Genomic DNA, 16,832 nt, shown 5'->3' on the forward strand with positions numbered 1-16,832 from the left:
TTATTTTAGAAAAACAAATCCTTTACCATGTTATACGATTTATAAAACGTTAGATTTTCCCTTACTCCACGCTATCAAGGGCTTGATTTATATCCGCGATAATATCTGCAACATCTTCAATTCCGATACTCATACGAATCAAATCTGCACTAACACCTGCAGAAATTAACTGTTCATCAGATAATTGGCGGTGTGTAGTACTTGCAGGATGTAGGACAGATGTTCTTGCGTCCGCAACATGAACTACGATAGCAGCTAATTTAAGCTGATCCATAAACTTCATTGCTGCTTCTCTTCCACCACGAACTCCAAAAGAAATTACACCACTAGTACCATTAGGCATATACTCTTTTGCAAGAGCATAATACTTATTTCCTTCTAAGGAAGGATAGTTAACCCATGTTATCTTATCATTCTCTGATAACCATTTTGCTACGATAAGAGCATTCTCGCAATGACGTTTTACTCGAAGATGTAATGTTTCTAGTCCAAGGTTTAATAAGAATGCATTATTTGGTGAAGGCATTACCCCCATATCTCTCATTAACTGAGTTCTTGCTTTTGTGATAAATGCAGCTTTACCCGCAAATTCTGTATAGATTACCCCATGATAGGACTCATCCGGTGTTGTTAACCCTAAGAATTTACCGTTATTCCAGTCAAAGTTACCACCATCAACGATAACTCCACCCAAAGCTGACGCATGTCCATCCATATACTTAGAAGTAGAATGAATAACAATGTTAGCACCAAATTCCAATGGACGGCAATTGATTGGCGTTGCAAATGTATTATCAATAAATAATGGCACACCGTTTTGGCGTGCTACTTCAGCCCACAACTTGATGTCAATTACAACTAAGGACGGATTCGCTAAGGTCTCTGCAAAATAAAGTTTTGTATTTTCCTTCACAGCAACCTCTAACTCTTCCTTGGTAGCATCTGGATTTACAAAAGTTACTTCTATTCCTAATTTCTTTAATGTAACTGCAAGAAGATTCGTAGTACCACCATAGATAGCACTCGAGGATATGATATGATCTCCAGCATTACAAATATTAAGTATTGCAAGTAACGTAGCGGATTGGCCTGAAGAAGTGCACATTGCTCCAATACCGCCTTCTAATGCTGCGATTTTCTTTTCTACACAATCAACGGTTGGATTCGCAAGTCTAGTATAGAAAAACCCTTCCTCTTGTAAATCAAAAAGTTTTCCTACCGTATCGGCAGAATCGTACTTAAATGTTGTGCTTTGGTAGATTGGAAGCACTCTTGGTTCACCATTCTTTGGTGTGTATCCTGCTTGTACACATATTGTAGATAACTTATTATACTCCATATCATAATCCTCCTTTATGTAAGACGGGTATTTAAAATAGTAACTATTGAATGTATTGATATGCGTCAATACATCACTATTCTAAAGACCCGTTCCTTTCTAATACTGGTGTTACGTACATTTACTCTATGATCGTTATTTATTATTTATAAAACTATCAATAAGCTATGCTTTTGTATTAGGATTAATGAAAAATAAATTCTGATACTCTTTTTTTAACGCTCGGAAACTAACTCCGCTTTCTGCACCAATTACGCACAAACTCGCTGAGCTTTCTCCCCATACTTTATTCGCGAAACGAATAATATCCTCAGCAGATAGCCGATTTAATTCCTCGATAATCTCATCTAAAGTTTTCACATAACCACGAACTAAAACACTTTTTGCATTGGAATTCATACGTGCTTTTGCACTTTCACTGCCTAAAATAAACTCTGTCTTTACTTGAGCTTTGTGAGTATCAAGTTCTTCTTTCGTAATTGGTGTTGTTAAAAACTCATCCATTACCAGTTTCGTTTCACGTAGCACACGGAAAGCCTGCTGTGGATTTACTGTAATATCCAAATGATACAAACCTGCTTTTTCAAACGCGCTTCCATAGGTATAGATGGAATATACTAAGGATAATTCTTCACGTATTCGTTGAAATAACCTAGAGTTATTACTTCCACCAAGCATTGAATTTACAACCGCAAATACAACAGACTCATCCGAACCAAGAGGTATGGATGGGTACGCAAGATTGATATGTAATTGCTCATTGTCTTTGTGTCTTTGACAAAAACAGGTATGATAGCTTGGAATATCATCATGTTTCTTTTGAAATTTTTCTTCATATGGAGCTAATAATAGCTCGTCCTTCTTTTTCTTTAGTAAAGTAAGAGAGTTCAAAGCTTTCGGATTCGTTCCACGAATTCCTCCGAAACACCTTTCTAACTGATCCATTAGCTCTTTTTCTGAAAAATTGCCTGCTACCGATATTACTATGTTTTCTGCTACATAATGTTTTGCCATAAAATCAATTAGTTGCATTCTTTTAAATGAGCGTACATTTTTCTTAGCGCCCGAGATGATATAACCAAGGGGTTGATCTTTAAATACATTCTGCTGTAAAATCTCATGTACCATATCATCTGCTGAGTCTTCATACATATCAATCTCTTCATAGATCACTCTTTTTTCTTTTCTTAAATCCTCTTCTGATAGCAATGAATTGCATAACATATCTGCAATTAACTCAACTAAAATCGATAAACTCTCTGTAATCGTCGTACCATAATAGCAAGTTTGTTCCTTGCTAGTAAAAGCATTCACATCATCACCGATGGATGCAATAATATCTGCGATCTCTTTTGCTGTTTTTGTTTTCGTTCCTTTAAACAGCATATGTTCAATCATATGTGCGATTCCGTTGTTTTCCTTATTCTCTTTTGCGGAACCAACTCGAATCCATACACCAAAGGAGACAGTCCTAAGATAGGAAAGCTCCTCTGTGACTACCTTTATACCATTTTTTAATACATTTACTTTAACCATAATTAACCCCATTCCTGTGCATCTTAAGTCTGTGTTTAGGATTACGCAAGCACAAACTTCCTGAGCGAATGATTTATCCTTCACTCTTGATTCTCAGGATGGCTGCAATCTGTTGCACACATAAATGTAGTGTAACAAATCCATTTGGAAATGACAAGATAAATCCTAATGATCTTAAGCAGTTTCTACTGCATTGCGTTCCGTTTTCAGGGTTATTATTTTATCTCCATGTGAGATATAACTAAATCGCTTCACTAATAAGAGCTGTCCCTCCTGATAAGATGAAAGTTCCATTTTCATCTTATAAATACGGTTTCCCTTACGTATTAAGCCTTGCGTAAATTGACATAACTGCTCTCCCATACCGATGTAAGCACCTTGCGCAGTCTTCATTGTGAATACCTCGGTTTGTAAAACTTCATCCTCTTTTAACACCGATAAAAGAACTTCTACACCAGTGTCAGATTGAATGGATACCATGTTAGGATTTTCGGATTTCCATGAGATTCGTCCATTAATAGGAGCATAAACTTTATCATCTGAAGGTGCGATAATAACTCCCGGATAATCTAAGCCACATTCCTTGGCGTCCGTAACATTTTCTACAGCATCCCCCATCTCCCCATTACAAGGACTATATATCATAAATACTTTATTCTTTCGCTCATTTTCCATTTTCTTTAGTATCTCATCCTCTTCTTGTTCTTTTTTCTCTTTCCACATTGATTCTTCTGCTACCCGGTCTGGATGATTACGTCGATGTGATATTCTTGCTCCATCTAAACGCTGGTTTCCTGATGTATTGTTACCTGAATCTAAAGTAACAACAGGAGTTATTTTTTTCGTCTGGGAATCATTTCCCTGGACGTTCTTAACCATCTTTTTCTTTGCTGGTAGGTCCTTCATTTTTCTGCTCTTTTGTTCCTTCATACTATGATGATTGACATGTCTCTTCCTGTAAATAAGAAAAGCAATTATCATTATAACTAAAACTGCAAGAGCGATACCGCCGACCCATATCGCTATATAATCATATTGTGCCATAATTACCCTCATTTCTTTTCTGTTTTATATTTCTCAAGCTTGTAGTTTTAAGAGCGCATGGCAATAGTATTCCAATTTAATGGTATTTCATACAAAAATATGTATCTTGTCTTTTTATTACTATAATTTCTTAAGGATTCTATTTGGGAAGGACGATGAATAAAGCAGAAGATAGAAAAGAGGAATCAGCAAGCTGATTCCTCTTTTCTATTCTCTATGCATAATGCAATTTAATTCTCTTCTTTATAATCCTTAATACTAAAGCTAATACGGCCCATCTTATCCTTACCAAGGCATACTACTTTAACAACATCTCCTAAGGTTAACACATCTTCAACGTGATTGATTCTTTCTTTGCTAATCTTAGAGATATGAACCATACCTTCTTTGCCAGGAGCAAATTCAAGGAATGCACCGAATTCTTTGATACTGATGACTTTACCTTCAAATACCTGACCTTCTTCAAACTCAGTTACGATAGTACGAATCATATTGATTGCTTTATCCATCATATCCTTGTCTGTTCCACAAACGGATACTGCACCTTCATCATTAATGTCAATCTTTACACCAGTCTGCTCGATGATTGCATTGATTGTCTTACCTCTCTGACCAACAACGTCACCAATCTTCTGAGGATCGATTTGAATCTGAATAATCTTAGGCGCATACTTACCAACTTCTGTTCTTGGCTCAGCAATAGCTGGAGTCATAACTTCATTGATAATATACTCTCTTGCTTCCTTTGTTCTTCTAATTGCTTCTTCGATAATTGCTCTTGTTAAACCATGAATCTTAATATCCATCTGAATTGCAGTGATACCATCATGAGTACCAGCAACCTTAAAGTCCATATCGCCGAAGAAATCTTCAAGACCCTGAATATCTGTTAATACTAAATAATCATCATCTGTATCACCAGTCACCAAACCACAAGAAATACCAGCAACCTGTTTCTTAATTGGAACACCAGCTGCCATTAAGGATAAGGTAGAAGCACAAACACTCGCCTGAGAAGTAGAACCGTTAGATTCCATAGTCTCAGATACCGTACGAATTGCATATGGGAACTCTGCCTCACTTGGAAGAACAGGTATTAATGCTCTTTCTGCTAATGCACCATGACCGATTTCACGACGTCCTGGTCCTCTACTTGGCTTTGTCTCACCAACAGAATAGGATGGGAAGTTGTAGTGATGCATATATCTCTTACTTTTCTCAGCTTCATCAAGACCATCTAACTTCTGTGCCTCTGATAAAGGTGCTAACGTAGTTACTGTTAATATCTGAGTTTGACCACGGGTAAACATACCGCTACCATGTACTCTTGGAAGCATATCTACTTCTGCAGCAAGACGACGAATCTGGTGGATTTCTCTACCATCTGGACGCTTGTGATCTTTTAAAATCATCTTACGAACTGTCTTCTTCTGATATTTATAAACTGCTTCATCAATTAAATGAAGCCACTCTGGATTGCTTTCTTCAAAAACTTCAGCTAATTTATTCTTAATTTCACGGATATTTTCTTCTCTAACCTGTTTCACATCAGTAAATACTGCTTCTTCCATCTGTTCTGGAGTAACAACCTCTTTGATTGCTGCAAACATCTCTTCTGGAATTTCGCAACTAATATAGCCGTGTTTTTCTTTACCAAATTCAGCTACGATTTTATCGATAAACTGAATTACTTCTTGATTTACCTCATGAGCAGCAAAGATAGCTTCTAACATCTTATCTTCTGGTACTTCATTTGCACCTGCTTCAATCATGATAACTTTATCTCTTGTTGAAGCTACTGTTAATGCAAGATCAGATACTGCTTTCTGAGCAGCTGTTGGATTAAATACAAGCTCTCCATCAACAAGACCAACTTGAGTTGTTGCACATGGTCCATCAAATGGGATATCAGAAATTGCTACAGAAATAGCAGAGCCAAGCATTGCAGTTAACTCTGGGCTACAATCTGGATCAACAGACATTACTAGATTATTTAATGTAACGTCATTACGATAATCTTTTGGGAACAAAGGTCTCATTGGACGGTCAATAACACGAGAAGTTAAAATAGCATTTTCACTTGCTTTACCTTCTCTCTTATTAAATCCACCTGGTACCTTACCAACTGCATATAACTTTTCTTCATATTCTACACTTAATGGGAAGAAATCAATTCCTTCTCTTGGCTTATCAGATGCTGTAGCTGTAGATAATACTACAGTATCGCCATAATGCATAAATGCAGCACCATTTGCTTGCGCTGCAACTCTACCAACATCAACACTTAATGTTCTGCCGGCAAGTTCCATGGAAAAACTTTTGTACATATTGTAATCTCCTTTTATTAATATATAAGAACTAATGTCCTCTTGTGGAGATTCCGAAACAACTGAAAACCTCACTACCCTCCATTCTGGCGCTTTAACACCTTCTGATAAAAGGGCAACTTTGTGTGCTAACACAAATTGCCGTGTGAAATTTTTTTCACACTACCCTTTAAGAAACATGAAGTAATGGTTTTTTCAGAAGTCTCGGGAAATATCTCCACGTTACTCTATCAATGGGTTAGGTATTAGTCCATATTTATCCATAGGATAACCCACTTCTCCTAATTATAACACTCCCCCCATTAAATTGCTACTAAATTTTCACATCTCATAATAACAATATCACTTTTATCGCTATAAAATATAATAATTATTGTAAGTTATATCCCAAGTAAAATAACTATCATATTTTATGTAGATTTGCTCTATTTATTAATTTATTAACATATTTACTGGAATGAATACGTAATAATTCATAATTTCATTACATGACCGCTGTAACACATCCAGCCTAATATACAATTCTATTATAAGCACGGTAATGAATCCACCCTAATTCATAATTTCATTACATAACTACAGTAACGAATCCAGTCTTAATATCTTACCCTATTCACCAATAAAACAATCCCTGATTTCTGCTGCCATATATAGTGAACCAATAACACAGATAATGTCATCTTCTCTTGCATCTCTTAAAGCTGCCATAATACCTTCGACTGGTGTTGCATTGTGCGAAACCAAAGGATGGTGCTTTGATAACTCTTCAGCTAGTTGTTCTGAAGGTAACGCTCTAGTGTTTTTCGGAGTTACGGCAATAAATCTTTTTGTAAAAGGAACAAGATATGGGATCATTCCTTTATAATCTTTATCAGCCAAGACACCAAGAATTACAATTGCTTTTTTCCCTGGAATGAATTGCTTTAAAACTTCAGAGAATGCTTCTACACACTGAACATTATGTCCACCATCTAAAATTACCAATGGTTGTTTACACAAAACCTCGAATCTTCCTGGCCAAGTAACATAATTCATTCCCTCTGAAATAGCATTTTCAGAAATTTTATAACCCAAAGTTTGTAGCTGAGCAATTACTTCAAGGGCTACTGCCGCATTTTTTCTTTGATGCTCTCCTATCAAAGATAAGGATAGGTTAGTATTTTGTTTATAAGAAAATTTTTGCCTGGATAAATTCTCCTGGTGAAGTTTTAATTCAGAAAATTCTGCGAACACAAGTTTATTATGTCTTTCTTCACAAGTTAATTTTATCACTTCTTCTACTTCTTTCTCCTGCTCATAACTTACAACAATACCATTCTCTTTTATGATACCCGCTTTCTTACAAGCAATTTCTTTTAGTGTTGTTCCTAAGTAGTCGACATGATCTATACCTATATTCGTTAACACCGAAACCAAAGGCGTCTCAATCACATTTGTCGCATCCAGCTCACCACCGAGCCCTACCTCTAATACAACCAAGTCACATTTGGTATCGTAAAAATACTGAAATGCCATTGCGGTAGTCAATTCAAATTCTGTTGGTATCTCATCAAGCATGAGGTAAGTTGTAAAATCTTTTACCTTCTTACAGACTTTAGCAAAATCTTCATTGCTTATCACTTCTCCATTGATTTGAATCTGTTCATTTTCAGTTTCTAAAAAAGGTGATGTAAATAATCCTACTTTTAACCCAGCACAACGTAAAATGGAGGATAGCATCTTACATGTAGAACCCTTGCCATTGGTACCAGCAACATGAATAAATTTTAACTTCTTTTCAGGATGATCCATGTAATCTAATAGCTTATTTAAGTTCTTCAGTGATAATTCTCCAGTATTTCTCTTGTAACTTCTCAGATATTTAATTGCTTCTTGATAATTCATATCCGTTCCTCGCTCCCTTCGCTGTCCTTATCCCTATAAGGAAATCACCTGTTGTTTACCCATTCAGACAAATATGCCTGAAAAATCTCTTTCGTAACAGAAAACATTAGAATATCATTTATGGGCTTTTTTGCTGTACTCAACAAAAAAGCTGTGGCCGTCTTTTGAGATATCCTACTTTGCTAGCAGTTGATTTTCAAAAGACTGCGCCACAGCCTATGACATCCATAACAACAATTACATTATAACTATTGCTTTTTTAATAATTGGAACAATTGTTTTACTTATAACATAAGTTACACTGATAATAACGATCGACATCACTGCAGATTGTATGGAGCGAATAGGAATTAATCCCCAGAAGGTAGACTTACCCGATATAATCGAAAGCCAATAAGAATTAATCACTAATCCACAGAAAAACTGATTTACAACTGCCGCACCGACGATATTCGGTAAACTTTGTTTTTTATGAAGAAATAATCCATAGACGATACCACTTATAAATGCAGTGATTGTAAATCCAGGAAAATATGCTCCCATAGGAAATAGGATTGCTCCTAAAAAATCAGAACATGCAGCAACTGTTGCACTTGCTATTGGTCCGTATAAAATTGCTGCAATTACCACTGGAATAAAACCAAAGGAAAATCGTATATTCCATTCCTTTAGTGATAAAAACCTAGTTAAAATCACCTCAATAGCTACGAGCAATGCTAATACTATAAAAGTCTCTAATGTAAATACCTTTTTTCCTTTTTTTAAATCTTTGTTTTTAACATTTTTCTCTTGATTTAGCATAAAATACCTCCTTTCCAAGCTATTCCATAGCTATGCTATCAGAAAGCTATATTTGTCTCGCAACCTATTGTCCGCACAAAGCGGCCAACCATGCATTCTAAATAGAATTCATGTTTTGCTACAACAATATTTGCTCATCGACAAAGTAATTCTAACATAGGTTTTTCTAGAATACTATAAGAAAATTATACAATTTTTACGAAGATTATACGAAAACTTTGTATTAAATATGTCTCTAAGCTACGATATTCCTCAACCATTTTTTCTTACGATATCTAGGAATTCCAAGTATCATCTTATAAATTTCTTCTGATAAAACCATTGCATATACTGCTTCTATTGGAAAATGAAACACTAAACCACCAAGAAAAGCCATCGGTATTCCTATCAACCAAACACCAGTGACATCAAGAAATAACGCGGCTTTGGTATCTCCGCCACTTCGGAGGATACCAACGATATTAACCGTATTAAATACTTTAAAAAATAAATAAGCAAGGAACACCAATAAGCACTTTCGAATAGATGCAGAAACAACTGGTTCCATATGAAAAACTGCAATCATTGGATTCATAAAAACTATCCCAAGTGCAATAATTACTACCGTTACCATTGCTTGCAGAATTAATATAAATTTTGCATGAAGCTCTGCATCCTTTAATTTTCCTGCACCAAGTTCATTACCAAGAATAACTGCCGTTGCATTACTGATTCCCATAAAAACAACCTGTAATATCTGTTCAATATTTTGAGTTATTGTGATAGCAGCCATCGCATTATCACCCATTCTACCATAGGCAAGGGAATACATCGTAATTCCAAGTCCCCACATAAACTCATTCATAATAACCGGAGATGCAGTTTTAAAGTAGATGGAGTATAAATCTTTATCGTAAAAGAAAAGATGTGACACGCTAATTGAAACTGGACTTTTCTTATAATATACGAGTAAAATCATTGCTACAACCTCTACAATTCTTGCAATTAATGTGGCTATAGCTGCACCTTCTACTCCTAGCTCTGGAAATCCAAACTTACCAAAAATCAAGACATAATTTAAAATAACATTCGTCACTATCGCAACAAGGCTAATTACAACTGGTAGTTTTACCTGATTCACACTTCGAAGTGCAGACATGAAAATTTGGGTGACTGCTGTTATTACATAACTAATACATACAATCTTTAAATATTTCGCACCAATTATTATTGTTGGTTCACTGTTTGTAAAGATACTCATTACTAATTGAGGCTTTAGAAATGAGACTAAAGTAAATAAAAAAGCACTCGTAACACCAAGCAGCATGGATAGCCCGACAACACGCTTAATGTTTTTAATATCCCTCATCCCCCAATATTGAGAGGTCAGAATACAAGAGCCACTGCAAATTCCAAATAACAGAAGACTCACTACAAAAAAAATCTTATTTGCAATTCCTACTGCGGCCACTGTTGTAGTATCAAGACGGCTAATCATTAGGGTATCAACAAAATTTAAAACATTGTTTAAAAGCCCTTGTAAAGCTATAGGAATAGCTATCATTGCGGCCTTTTTCAGAAAGGCTTTATCTTGCTTCATTTCGTGAATTAAATTCATACTTGTCTCCATTAAACAACAAAAATCACTTTGTGTTTTATTTATGATATTGAAAAGTTCGCGAAGGATTTTATTATAACAAGGAAACACTCGCGAAGTATTTTTTTGACAAGGAAAAGCTTTCTATGTATTTATATGACAGATAAGTTCGCGTACTTTTTCTTGTCATAACAAGTGAAGCAGCTTGCTGACTACTTTGCTTTCCCTATAGAAAAAAAGAGACTGTACTAAAGTACAGTCTCCACATTACAAGCTCTTACTTTCTTAAGCCTAAGCGAGCGATTAACTCACGATATCCCTCAAGATTAGTTTTCTTAAGGTACTCAAGTAAACCTTTTCTCTGACCTACCATTTTAAGAAGACCTCTTCTGGAATGATGATCTTTTTTGTTGATCTTTAAATGCTCTGTTAACTCAGCAATTCTTTCAGTTAAAAGTGCAATCTGAACCTCAGGTGAACCTGTGTCGTTCGCATTTCTACCATATGCGTTAATAATCTCTTGCTTTTTCTCTTTGCTAATCATGGATTAGTCCTCCTTATAATTATAATCGCCTTATACTAAGAGACTGGTCGGAGTGTCCAAATTCTGAGTATAGGCTGTTTTACACATCAAAAATAATACCATAGCATTTCCCTCTTGTAAAGGGGCAACTTACAAATTTAATTAGTTTACCCCCTTAAAACCCCTAAAACTCTTAAAATCCCTCTTAAATATCCTCCGGATCTTCATCCAAGATAGAAAATGCAATATTTGTTCCATGGTCAGCGACACGTTCTAAATTAGATAATAAGTCAGAAAAAATCATTCCTGTTTCCGCACTACATGCGTTTTTAGTAAGACGAACTACGTGATTTTTCTGGAAACGTCGCTCCATATCATCAATTGAATTTTCAAATTTTAATATTTCTTCTAAGTACTCTCTGTTTTTATTCTCAAACATTTCAATCGAGTAGCTTAGTAACTTCTGTACTGCAGTTGCCATTTTATTAATTTCTTCTACTGCTTCTGAGCTAAAATGCAGATTACCTTCTATAGCTTGTTTTGCAAAATCTGCGACGTTTTCTGCATGGTCACCGATTCGCTCAATATCATTTACAACATGAAATAGACTAGCTAAAACCTTACGGTCATCAATAGGTAAAGAATACTGGTTTGCATTTACTAAATAATTCGTAATCTCTCGACTTAAATAGTTGATCGAACTCTCCGTTTCATAAACCTCTGAGATTTGTTTCTCATCACTGTTTAATAACGATGAAAGAGCTATTGATAAATTATGAAAGGTGATTTGTGCCATACGAACAATTTCGTTGATTGCATTCGGTACCGCTGCAGTTGTTTGAAAACTGGTGAAATCAGTAATAAATTCCAAATGCATATTATCTACTTTCTTATCTTCTCCTGGTACAATTAAAGTAGCAGCCTTAGCAATATATTTTGTGATTGGGAAACAAATTGCTACCTCGAATACTTTAAAAATTAAGTGTGTATTCGCTACTTGTCTAGCTATCGTTTGGCTAACACCATCTACGACCTCGTTAGTGTTTCCACCGGATATAGCAATAATAAAGTCTTTAATCTGGTTTTCAAAGAATAATAAGATTACAAAAATTGCAAAAGAACCAATTATATTTACTAACAGGTGGATCCAGGCAGCTCTTTTCGCTGTTTTTTTACTACCGATACTAGCAAGTAAGGCAGAAACACAAGATCCCATGTTACAACCAAGGATAATATAAAAACATATATTTAATGGAATTAACCCTTGGGAGGCCATTACTAAAACAATACCTACGGTTGCGGAGGAACTTTGAACAATTGCAGTAATTACAAAACCGACTAAAACACCAAGGAATGGATTATCCATAGAAGCAATTAAATTCATTACTTGCTCGGAAGAACGAAGGGAGTCCATGCTTCCAGACATGATACTCATGCCAAAGAAAAGCATTCCAAATCCTAAGACTACTTCACCGATTCTTTTTACCATCGGTTTCTTAACAAACATTACCATACATACACCCACCATTAAAAATACTGGTGCAACAGCTGATAAATTGAAAGCGATTAATTGTGCTGTGACTGTTGTTCCGATATTCGCTCCAAGAATTACTCCTGTTGCTTGCATTAGGTTTAACAAGCCAGCATTAACAAAACTGACAACTAATACAGTAGTAGCACTAGAGGACTGTACAACTGCGGTAAATAAAATACCGACTATCATCCCTATAAACTGATTTTTAGTACACATCTCCAGTATACTTCGAAGTCTGGCACCAGCAGCCTTTTCAAGGCCATCACTCATAAGTTTCATGCCGTATAAAAATAGGCCAAGACCAGCAAGTAGCGCTAGTAAACTCTCCATTTTCATGTGACGTATTCTCCTTTGAAATAAATATGTCTTTTAACTCTTACCTTTAAACTTTAATATAACCTCTAATAAGTTACAAGATAAAATTGAAAGTTCGTCAATTTACATGTAATTTACACATATTATATCTATATTTTACATATAATCACGATTTTTTGATTGTTAGAATATACATATCTTCCATAATTAACCTTGCTATTCCTAATTAAAATAATCAAACAAGTTAAGGTACACTCTGTGATCTTTATCTTGTTTGAACAAATTGAACAATAAAACAATGATTATCAACCCTTATATTTATTGTTCATCAAATTTAAATCTCTCTATAATCATCGATGTGAATTAACTGCTCCAATCGTTATTGTTCATTAACTCCAATCATTGTTTATCGAATACATCGATACTTTTATAACTCTCGCTCAAAAAAAATAGACTGTTATATAGTAACAACAGTCTACAAATTTTATTATAAGAATCTACTAATCTTATTTCTTGGGTATTAGAAAAGTTCCTTCATCAACAAGTTTACTCCCTCTATGATTAATTCTTCTGAAAGATTGGCAAAACCCATCAAAAATGTTGGATAGGTAGGTTTATAATCCGTTATATAATGTTTGCTTAATGGATATAACTCGATTTCTTTCTTGCGTACTTTTTTTAGAATCTCTTCTTCCGTTAATGAAGTATGAAAACTTACCACGATATGAAGGCCAGCGTTCTCACCGGTGATAGTTATGTTATCTTCATATGATTTTAACTCGTGAAGCAACAAATCATGCTTCATTTTGTAGCGTTTTCTCATCTTATTAACGTGTCGTTCAAAATATCCACCATTTAAGAATTCACATACAATCGCTTGATCTATTCGTGATACTGTGGAAGCATAAAAAGAATACTTATCTTTATAGACCTGATATAGCCTCTGTGGCAGAACCATAAAGCCCATACGAATGGCAGGTGCTATTGCACGAGAAAAGGTTCCAAGATAAATCACTCGATCGTTTTCATCGATTCCTTGAAGGGAAGGAATTGGTTTTCCCTTATATCGAAACTCCGAATCATGGTCATCTTCAATAATATATCGATTATCCCCCTTTGCTGCCCATTGTAAAAGCTCAAGTCTTCGCTTAATTGGCATAACAGCTCCTAGGGGATATTGATGAGATGGCGTTACATAAACAACCGTAGCATCCGTATTCATTAATTCTTCAATACTAATGCCATCTGTATTCACGGTAATTGGTTGAATCGGGTAAGGTACTCCCTGAAATATACGATAAGCTCTTTTATAAACTGGATTCTCCATTGCAATGATTTGATCATTGCCAAAAATCTGAGATAATAAAACAAGTAGATAGTCTGCACCTGCTCCAACAATAACTTGGGATGCCTCCACTTTCACACCACGAGAACTATGAAGATATGCTACAATAGCCTCTCTAAGTGAATGATCACCTTGGTTCTCTCCAAGAAGAAATAAGGATTGGTTCATATCGTTCATACACTGGTTACTAAGCTTTCTCCAAGTATGAAATGGAAATTCTGAGAGGTCTACTGCAAATGGAGAAAAATCATATCGTAATCGTTTTACTTTCTCGACTTTTTCTTTACCAAGAGCTTTTTTTCTTTCAGTAATCTGAATTAAATCTGCGATTCCTTGAACATAATATCCGCTCTTTGGTATCGATTCAATATACCCTTCGGAGATTAACTGCTGATAGGCAAGCTCCACTGTGCTTCTACTTATTTGCAGACTTTGCGCTAAATTACGCGAAGACGGCAATTTCGTAGCCACAGGTAGCTTGCCTGTTTTTATTTCTTTCTTTATAAATTCATAAATCTGTTCATATAAGGGTACTTTATTCCCTAGATTGAGTGGTATTATCAGCATAACAACCTCGAGCAAAAAATTCTTTTACATTCTGAATATCCAACTGTACTCTTTGCTTAAGCTCCTCTATTGAGGTAAATTTCGTTTCCGGTCGTTCATAACGGTAAAGTTCCACTTCGATTATCTTACCATAGAGGTCTCCAGTAAAACCAAAGATATGTGTTTCGACGCCAAGCTTTTGCCCTGCACCGACGGTCGGTTTATATCCTATATTGGTCACACCGTAATAAGTATTCTCTTGGAATTTTATAATAGATGCATAAACACCATTTGGTGGAAGTAACTTATGCTCCGCTGGCAGTAAATTTACTGTTGGAACGCCAATAGTTCTACCAATTTTGTTTCCTGTAACTACAGTTCCCATAATGGTATATGGGTGACCCAACATTTCATTCACTGATTCCATCTGCCCATTTTTTAGCTCTTCTCGTATTCTGGTACTACTAATCACATTATCATGATAAGTTAATTTTTCACAGATCACAAGTTCGTATCCATACATAATAGAATACTTCTTAAGTAATGCTGCATCGCCTTTTCGTTTTCTACCAAATCGATAATCCGCACCAATTACAATCGCTTTTGCATCTAGTTTACCAATCAGAACTTCTTTAATAAAATCCTCTGGTTCCATGGAAGCAGTTTCTTCTGTAAATGGATAAGAAATTAATACTTTCGGTCCCAACCTTGAGAGCAGTTCTTTTTTTTCTTCTTCTGTATAGATTAAATCAATCTCTTTTTCAGAAAATAGATTACCTGGGTGATAATCGAATGTAAACATCACAGAGGTTAATCCTTGCTGCTCAAATTTCGCTAGTTCAGAAAGCAATAATTGATGTCCACGATGCAAACCATCAAATTTGCCAAGCGTGACACACGTATTATGATATTTAAAATCTGTACTTCCATAGATGTATTCCATGTTATTTTGCTCCCAACTATATATATTGAACTTTAGTTTTCTGCTATTTTAAAGTGTAGAATGTTTGCGTATATGGCATTTTCACACTTGAAATAGTATAGAAAACTTAGTTCAACTTATATAACAACTATAAAAACATTTTTACCGGTTGATAGCAATTCTTCTTTTCATCGTATTCATAAATACCGGTAAAGACATCTTCGCTGTCATAAACCCGAATTTTATCTATATTAATTTGATCACTAACTTTTTCCCAAGTAAAATTATCTTCCACTAGCTGATTTCCATTGTATAAAAATTTACAAGATTCCTTTTTTACTACAACTTTTGGCATAGATAAAAATAACTTATCAACTGGCATAAGTACCTGTTCTAGTGTTTGGTTTTTTACACATTCTTCAATTTCAGCAAGTCTTAAAGTATTTTCAAGCGTAAAAATACTTACCTGGGTTCGAATTAGTGATTTCATGCATCCACCACATTGAAGTGCTTCTCCAATATCTCTACATAAAGATCGAATATAGGTTCCTTTAGAACAAGAAACTCTCATTCTTACTTCATGTACGATTTCTGGTTGTTCTTCTAATGGAGTTACTCCAAGGATGTCAATTGCATGTATTGTAACAGTTCTTGGCTTTCTCTCAATTACCTTACCCTGACGAGCAAGCTCATATAATTTCTGACCATTGACCTTTATTGCAGAATACATTGGTGGTATCTGGTCATACGTTCTGGTGAACTGCTCTACCACTTCTAAAACCCTGTCATACGTTGCTGTAACTAGACGCCTCTCAAGAACTTCACCAGTCATATCTTCCGTATCTGTTATAATTCCTAGGGTTAAAACCGCTTCATAAACTTTATCCTTGTCTGTTAACAAATCACAAAGTTTTGTTGCGTTTCCTACGCATACAGGAAGTACCCCTTCTGCATCCGGATCCAGTGTACCAGTATGGCCAATTTTCTTTTGTTTTAATATACCTCTAAGTTTTGCACAAACATCAAAGGAAGTAAAACCTTTTTCCTTATATACATTTATGATACCGTTCATACTATCCCCATTCTAACTTCATACTGCTAAGGTTTTCGTAGTACATCCGTGTTAAAGAAAATTTATAA

Annotated in this window: 12 protein-coding genes; all 12 read right to left on the reverse strand. The window is 35.3% G+C overall.

Translation table 11 applies throughout. From position 1 onward, the window contains the following. Window positions 1-61: 61 nt before the first annotated feature. Window positions 62-1,339 carry an O-acetylhomoserine aminocarboxypropyltransferase/cysteine synthase family protein gene (locus CPHY_RS14240; protein ID WP_012200771.1) on the reverse strand — a complete coding sequence of 426 codons (1,278 nt, stop codon included), beginning with the start codon at window positions 1,337-1,339 and terminating at the stop codon, window positions 62-64. Between the two features lie 165 nt (window positions 1,340-1,504). Then, window positions 1,505-2,875, reverse strand: coding sequence for a M16 family metallopeptidase (locus CPHY_RS14245; protein WP_012200772.1), 1,371 nt, complete (start codon window positions 2,873-2,875; stop codon window positions 1,505-1,507). 174 nt (window positions 2,876-3,049) lie between these two features. Further along, window positions 3,050-3,919, reverse strand: coding sequence for a PTS glucose transporter subunit IIA (locus tag CPHY_RS14250; RefSeq protein WP_012200773.1), 870 nt, complete (start codon window positions 3,917-3,919; stop codon window positions 3,050-3,052). Window positions 3,920-4,149: 230 nt separating this feature from the next. After that, window positions 4,150-6,246 (reverse strand): polyribonucleotide nucleotidyltransferase, encoded by a 2,097-nt coding sequence (locus CPHY_RS14255; protein WP_012200774.1) that lies wholly within the window; start codon window positions 6,244-6,246, stop codon window positions 4,150-4,152. Between the two features lie 609 nt (window positions 6,247-6,855). Continuing rightward, window positions 6,856-8,130, reverse strand: a complete 1,275-nt coding sequence (locus CPHY_RS14260; RefSeq protein ID WP_012200775.1) for a bifunctional folylpolyglutamate synthase/dihydrofolate synthase — start codon at window positions 8,128-8,130, stop codon at window positions 6,856-6,858. Window positions 8,131-8,367: 237 nt separating this feature from the next. After that, the gene (locus CPHY_RS14265) at window positions 8,368-8,931 is read right to left on the reverse strand and encodes a folate family ECF transporter S component (protein WP_012200776.1); all 564 of its coding nucleotides are present in this window, start codon (window positions 8,929-8,931) and stop codon (window positions 8,368-8,370) included. 235 nt (window positions 8,932-9,166) lie between these two features. Next, window positions 9,167-10,528 (reverse strand): MATE family efflux transporter, encoded by a 1,362-nt coding sequence (locus tag CPHY_RS14270; protein WP_012200777.1) that lies wholly within the window; start codon window positions 10,526-10,528, stop codon window positions 9,167-9,169. A gap of 256 nt (window positions 10,529-10,784) precedes the next feature. After that, window positions 10,785-11,051 (reverse strand): 30S ribosomal protein S15, encoded by a 267-nt coding sequence (gene rpsO, locus CPHY_RS14275; RefSeq protein ID WP_012200778.1) that lies wholly within the window; start codon window positions 11,049-11,051, stop codon window positions 10,785-10,787. Between the two features lie 184 nt (window positions 11,052-11,235). Then, window positions 11,236-12,900, reverse strand: coding sequence for a Na/Pi cotransporter family protein (locus CPHY_RS14280; protein WP_012200779.1), 1,665 nt, complete (start codon window positions 12,898-12,900; stop codon window positions 11,236-11,238). Window positions 12,901-13,399: 499 nt separating this feature from the next. After that, window positions 13,400-14,791: a MocR-like pyridoxine biosynthesis transcription factor PdxR gene (gene pdxR, locus CPHY_RS14285; protein ID WP_012200780.1), complete on the reverse strand. Its 1,392-nt coding sequence runs from the start codon at window positions 14,789-14,791 to the stop codon at window positions 13,400-13,402. Continuing rightward, complete coding sequence (locus CPHY_RS14290; protein ID WP_012200781.1) at window positions 14,760-15,713, reverse strand: bifunctional riboflavin kinase/FAD synthetase; 954 nt, start codon at window positions 15,711-15,713, stop codon at window positions 14,760-14,762. The genes pdxR and CPHY_RS14290 overlap by 32 nt, the downstream gene beginning before the upstream one ends. Before the next feature lie 127 nt (window positions 15,714-15,840). After that, window positions 15,841-16,764 (reverse strand): tRNA pseudouridine(55) synthase TruB, encoded by a 924-nt coding sequence (gene truB / locus CPHY_RS14295; RefSeq protein WP_012200782.1) that lies wholly within the window; start codon window positions 16,762-16,764, stop codon window positions 15,841-15,843. Window positions 16,765-16,832: the final 68 nt, after the last annotated feature.

The organism is Lachnoclostridium phytofermentans ISDg (assembly GCF_000018685.1).
Classification (GTDB): domain Bacteria; phylum Bacillota; class Clostridia; order Lachnospirales; family Lachnospiraceae; genus Lachnoclostridium; species Lachnoclostridium phytofermentans.